2 protein-coding genes are annotated in these 7,066 nt (G+C 42.8%); both read left to right on the plus strand.

Translation table 11 applies throughout. From position 1 onward, the window contains the following. Positions 1–390 precede the first annotated feature (390 nt). Positions 391–2,184: a MutS N-terminal domain-containing protein gene (locus HMPREF9304_RS11590; RefSeq protein ID WP_445236341.1), complete on the plus strand. Its 1,794-nt coding sequence runs from the start codon at positions 391–393 to the stop codon at positions 2,182–2,184. A gap of 88 nt (positions 2,185–2,272) precedes the next feature. Next, positions 2,273–3,682, plus strand: coding sequence for a glucosaminidase domain-containing protein (locus HMPREF9304_RS15215; RefSeq protein WP_445236342.1), 1,410 nt, complete (start codon positions 2,273–2,275; stop codon positions 3,680–3,682). Positions 3,683–7,066 lie beyond the last annotated feature (3,384 nt).

Genomic DNA, 7,066 nt, shown 5'->3' on the forward strand with positions numbered 1-7,066 from the left:
TTTCTTTGGGCAAAGACACCAATTACTCCGTATAACAATCTGATGATGAACCTTCAGTCCGATCAGAAGGGNTACCGCTCCAATGTTTATGCCTATTTTGATGANCTGAAGAATGTAGGCGATTCTGTCAAAACTAATGAGAAAGCACTTCCTTTCAATTGGACTCGTTGGGATTACCAGAATATTGCTACTAAAGATGTTATCACCAAGGGTGAATATCAGGGACTTCCCGAGGAAGAGAAGTCTCTTTATGTCAAACATCATACCCGTCAGACCCAGCAGATTTTCAATATCGACCAAACATCCTTGACAGGAAAAGAAATGTACAGTGATTTGCTGAAAGAGAAAGGTGCCAAATATGAGGAACTCTCCGAACGTGGCGTGACAAATATGATAAATTATTCCGAAAAACTTAAATCCAACCATCCAACAGCCATTGTCGTTGCGCGTAACGATAACCAGTATCATATTTACGGCAATGATGCCACNAGAGCAGGTAAAATATTAGGTTTACCAGTAGGTCAAACNGAGGTNAATGGTCAAAAAATCAAGTCCACAGGTTTTCCACTTGACAGAATCGACGACTATCTGCCAAAGCTCGTTCAAGCCAAGCAGTGGGTTGTTGTTGCCGACAACCTTGACAGTTCAGAACTCATAAAAAGAGTAGCCAATGAAAAGGATGTGTTGAACAAGGCNTATTCAACCGCCCAAAAAGTAGCCAAATCCGCAGGTNTCGGCTATGAGCGTGTCATGGTGTTGCAAGATGCAGAATATGACAAGCAAGCTGACAAGATTATTGTCAGCGGTATGATGGATAAGAATAGCGGTAATAGCCGACAGGCTGCCATTGCGAAGGCCAATGATATTTACCGAGCCATTGTAGCAGCCACAGGCAGCGAGCAACGTTTAGACCGCATGGGNCGNAATAATCTCCTCCCCAACGANGATGCGAAATACGAGAGATTTGTTCAAGACCTCTCTGCTGGAATTCTGATGGCACGTCAGGGACTTCCTGCAAGCCTTTCAAAAGAAAGTATGCAACATATTGACTATTGGAAACGAGAGATCAAGGAAAATCCCAAACTGCTGGGACTGCTGGAGAAAGATGTCAACAATGCCGTTGAGTCCATCGATAAGCACATGCAGAAGCAGCTTGTCAAGTACGAAGAAATTCGTAAGGATTTGCCCCTNAAAGACCTGGCCGTCAGTGAGAGNCAATATCAGATTTCCACCGANTTGTCTAAGCTCCCAGATATAGATTCAAAAGAAATCGTCATTGTCAGAGATACAGCAAAAGGTTCAGCCGATGTCATTCTTCCTGAAGGAGCTTCTCTTGAAGACAACGTAGAGATCTCGGGCATTCGCAAAGATCGTATCAAAATAGCATTAGGACACGAGGGCATCACCGATGTCAAGTTCTATAATGCCGGTGGTGCTTTAGGACTCAAAGAGCCTGACGACTACTATAAGGATAAGACCGTCTCCGTAGATCGGTTGAAACAATATGAGTTCAGTCAGCATAGAGATATTGATGTAAAACCGCAGATTGCAGCAGCAGCCTTACCAAAGATTGAAATATTTACGCCAATGCGTGACGAAAAAGGACAATGGGCATTTTTCTTCAAGGCAGAGAAAGAACCCTCGTTCGCCATTTATCCCAATGACTCTCATAAGAAGTTATACTTCGATGTCAGAGGAACGGATAGGCAGCAGGAAATTCATCAAGCCCTTGCACAGAAATACTACGCTGTTGCCAAGGCACATCCAGAAATTAAGGTAGATCTTATCATGCCGAAAGTTCCCAATGTAGACATCAGCAAAATAGAGCGTCCTACCATCACTAAAGACAGGGAAAATCCCGACAAAAAATATGTNATGGCCACTGTAGACGGAAAATTCATGAAAAAGGAAATTTCTAAACAGCGATGGGACAGGATGTGGCTGGCGGATGATATGTCCGCCTACAAGAAAGCTATTGCAGCAGTTGCTTTCGCCCCTTTTCTGAAAGAAAATGTGCAGACCGAAAAATCTGCAGAGAATGGAAAGCAGTCTGTTGAGAATGGCCAACAGGAATCCGATATGAAAGAAAATAAAGTTGAAGGAACTTCACAATCANCTTCCGAAAAGGAAGAAGAGAATCAGTCCAATCTCAAACAGAAAGTACGTTCCCTTCATCTCAATTAACAAATTCAGTAACTATTCGACATGACATATTATTAAAAACATGGCCATATCAACTTCAGAATTCATTGCCAGATACGCACCCTATGCTATGGAGCAACAGGTCAAGTATGGCATCCCCTCCTCTGTCATTCTTGCTCAAATGGCCATTGAGAGTTCTTGGGGAACCTCGGCTCTCGCTCTTCACGACAACAATTTCTTCGGAATCAAGAAAGGCTCGTCTTGGACAGGTAGAGTAAGTTATTATGATGATGACCGTCCCCATGAAGCATTTCGGTCATACGATAACGTATCTCAAAGCCTTAGTGACCATTCCGCCATATTGCTTCAGCAACGCTATCTGAGAAATTGCCCGATCAATGACAGTACGGATCATTTAGGCTGGGCAAAAGGTATCAAAGCTGGTGGTTATGCCACTGCAAAGAACTACGTATCTCAAATAGAAAGCATTATCAGCGGATATGGTTTGGACAGATTTGATCGTATTGCCGTTCAACAGGCGCAACAGCATGGATTGCAGGTGGGATATATGCGAGGTCAGCAACCTGATCAAACGAAGGTTGCCCCCTCGGGCATTTCACTCACACCCTTACAAGGACATTGGTGCATGCCCATTAACTTAGAAGGTTTGAAAGTAACGGGAGAATATGGAGAGAAACGCACAGGTCACCATCATGGAGGCATCGATCTTGGCACCAACGGTAGGTATCTTCCCATTTACGGTACTGAAGACAATGGTACAGTCATTGCCGTNAANCCCAACAACGGTGCAGCTGGCAATATGATTACNGTAGAATATCANCGAACGGACGGTACTCGCCTTCAATGCACTTATATGCACCTTAGNGAGATCGGAGTAAAAGTCGGTGATGCGGTGAATGCGGGAACACAGTTGGGATATTCAGGAAATACTGGACGCTCCACGGGGCCACATCTTCATTTTGAGACCAAGTTCTATAATGCACAGGGTACACTTCAAAGCTATGATCCTGTAGAATATCTTGCCGAACTCTCATTCCGTGGGAACCTCCCCGGCACATTGAATAAGGGCGGTCAAGACTTGATGACACGCTATTCCTCTCAAATGGGGTATACCAATGCGCCTTCAGAAATACGGGAATCCCCAATGGATAATTCCCAGATGCAGATGTTGCTTGCTCACATCACAAATTCCGACGATCCTGACCGATGGTTGGAATACTTGATGAATAAAAATGGTGACANTGCAGGGCTTTCTGGCGGTGGCAATCCCATCTCCAATCTTATCTCATCTCTTTTCATGGGCATCCTAACACTTGCCCAAGACTTGCAGGGAGATGATAATATGAAAGATNTGCAAGCGTCCAAAGAGGCAAATGAAANCAANGAGACCAAAGAAGCCGCTTCTATTAGAAGNGACAGAGAAAGTGTCGATGTCAAGCAACTTGCGCAGACAGCCTCTTTGAATTTCGACAGCGACCTGCCAGAAGAGCAACAAGCAAACAACATCAAAAGAGCTTAACTATCTTATTATAATAATTATCGATATGATTAAATGCAATGTTACAGCCTGTGGAATCATAAGTAATTCTGCAGTTGAAAAGCAAAACAAGGAAGGTCATTCCTTTATTTCCTTCACTATCACCATCCCNATTGCCGGCAGCGATGGAAGCGGAGCCGAGCTTCANGTTTTCGTTTCCGCTCCNGGCAATAAAGACACTGTTGAGCAGTATTCCACGGGTCGTAGAGTAANAATTAGCGGTACGCTTTATATCAGGCGNATAGATGACCGAACCTATTACAATCTCCGTACTGATGATGAAATAGAAATTGTAAAGTCTACTGATGAAGACTCACTCAAGGGTTCTATTGATTTCAAAGGCAAGATAAAAGGCGAGATAACAGAACGAACCAACAAGCACGGAAACAAGTTTCAAACTTTTTCTGGGGTGTCGCAGGACAAGGATGGAGAAAAACGTGGCTGGCTTTGGGTTCGTTTCCTTGTACCGAAACCNATACAGCAGGATTTTTTCAANCCCGATGCCTATGTGGAAGTCAAGGGAGAGTTGTTATTCCATATATATCAAGGCAATGTTAACATAGAATGCCGTACAAGCAGTGTTGAGCCTTGGGAGTTAACTTCCACACATACAGAATAGCCGCCATAATTTTATATTTTACATAAGCACTGGCATTATAGAGNGTTGACACAATCAATTCTTTATAAGCCAGTGTGTTTATTCCATATTAAACTCTGACAAGTATATGATTGAAAGCGATAACCCATCAGGAATCTTCAACAAGCGTTTGTTAAGTGGGTGGAGCAGGATATTTAGCAACAAACAAGATAACAAAAGCAAAACAGACAGTGGAAAAGGACAAAAACATGGCAACTTAAAGCCTTTTCCGCCCAATCATTTTTTCTCCAAGGAAGAACTTATTTTTTTGTCGAAGAATCGTGCGCAATGCACCCTTCTTCAAAGTTGGGCAGTGGAGAAAAGCCTTTGGGCAAAATCGCAGTCCAAAGGACAAGATANAAACGACCCGCAGTTTTTCCCNCCTGTTCAATGGCAGGATGGGTTGATGAGTACATGGATAGATTCAAGGGCAACTCCAGACAGCATAGATCAACAAGCCGATCGTCTATGCCGATTGCAGCTTGAAGGTTATGAATTAGAATCCGACTTNGTAAGGATGATAGACGCAAGAGCTTGCAGAAGTCTTCNGAACAACCTTTTTACAAAGGAAACGGGGCGTGACGGCAGCAAACAGTTTATTTGGGTAAAATCCATTGTCGACAAACCCGGTATGGATTTAGCTTTATCTCTATATCATTATAGCAAAATCAGCCATTACCATGATTCTGAAGAAACCGTCCCATACAAAAAGTTCAAATCACTGATTGAANATAAGAAAATAATCGCTCTCGATAAAGACGAGCAGCATCAATGGAACGAAGAAGCCAAGGTGAGGGATATGGCGGAGGAAATGTTTGCAGAATCAGTTTCCCTAATGAAAAAAAATAATATTTGTCAAGGCATGTTCCCTGCCAACGATTCTATTGGTGTCAGCTCTATCGATGGGAAGAATTTTTATCCAATAGCATGGTCGCTTTCAGGTGAAACGATCGTATTAGACTTTGATCCTAATGTTTTCGTAGACAGAAGTNCCCGTTTGATTACGCCCAGTAAATCTTACCAATTTATAAATATACTGACCTACATCAANGAAGCCATAAGTGAGCAAGATGGCGGTCGGGAATTGCTGACCTTTGTCAGGGCATTCGGNAAAGAATTTTGCGGAGACAAAGTATTATCATCTATGAAGCATCCTTTTTGCGAAATAAAAGGTATAAGAATAGACCGTGTTGTGGCAAAGGCTTCAGATACGATAGTCGCCTTCAACAATGCCACGTTGAAAACCGTGACACTCTCTTCTGAAGACAGAGCGACCTTGCTGAAAGCAGTTATTGTTCATTCGGATATGCTATTTGCGAAGTTAATGTCCGATATTCAGAGAACACAGGACGAAACNGTAANAAAAGTATTACAGGATAATATTGAACAAATCTACCGAGAATTGTCAGTATACAATATCGATGACAATTATCAGACCTTGGATGAGCTGTGGGAGCATATCACCTCTATGTNCGGTGTGAGTCGGAAGACCACAAACGTTGAACCCACATCAANATCTTCCAAAAAAGATGCGCCCTCACAGCCATTGCCGGATGGAACAGGAGAGCATTCGGGNCAAATTCAAAAAGAGTCGCAAACCATTCCAGAGCCTGTTGATGGGAGTGTTGATGAAACGGATATGCCTAATCAGTCAGCGGAAGAACAACCAGTCGATCAAGNTGTAAAGTCCATACCAGAAGGCTATATCCGGTTAGCATCTTCTTCAAAAGGCAGATGGCATACGCCAGAAATGTTGCGACGGGAAGCCTATCGAGCTTATGGGAAGTTATTAAGCACCAAACTCAAAAAGCAGCTTGAAAATGACGACAATCCTTGGGTGTCAAAGCAAATGATGATTCCCAGAGATGCTAATGGCACCTTTTTTACAGGCTCGAATGCTATTATGCTTGCGCTATGGATGGAAGAACAGGGATTTGAGCTTCCCTTCTTTATTACAGAAGACGAACTAAGGACAAAAGGTCTCGGAATTTTACAAGACGCAGAGNGCCTTTTCATACTTACAAAGACAGAAGTGTCAAGAGTGTACAATATAGCCCAAACCACCTTTCCCATTATCCAAAAGCGTTCTTATGAATCTCTTAAATTGAACATGATAGCGGCAGAGCGAAGGAAAACAGCTGGGTATCAGTTTCTTGATTCCAGCAATTTCTATAAAATCGCATTGAAGTTTGACGGCACTCCTGGCCTATCCNTTTATGACAATATCGAAAAAGTCATACATATAGCTCCGAAAGANAGTTTTGAAATCGAGGATGACTATTATCGTGATTTGACCGTTGCAATGGTAGAAAGCACCCGTGATGTCGATTTTGATACACTCCGCCTTGATAGTTTCCTCTTTGAGAATTTAGTTTCCCATTTGGGTAGTGGTATTATCAGCCAGAGCTGCCGTTTCGATGCGACCAATCCAGAATACTCTCAAATATGGAGAGAACGGTTGGAAAACAACCCCGAATACACAAANAATATCATGGAACAGGCAGANGCAGCTTCAAGCCAAGTCCTCGAATCAGCCTTAGCATAGANAAAGTCAAANGTCAGTCCCACAAAAAAGCNGATATAACAAAGNCGGNTTGCAATCCCTGCAAACCGCCTTCCAATACAGCTTATGATACAATTTGTTGTTATCCTTGTTCCGCCTTATCAACNGCTTGGATGATAGTTTTTTTTATGGTGTCATAATCCAATCTTATTGGGTGAACGTGACC

It is taken from the genome of Hoylesella timonensis S9-PR14, assembly GCF_000762405.1.
GTDB classification, from domain to species: Bacteria; Bacteroidota; Bacteroidia; order Bacteroidales; family Bacteroidaceae; genus Prevotella; species Prevotella timonensis_A.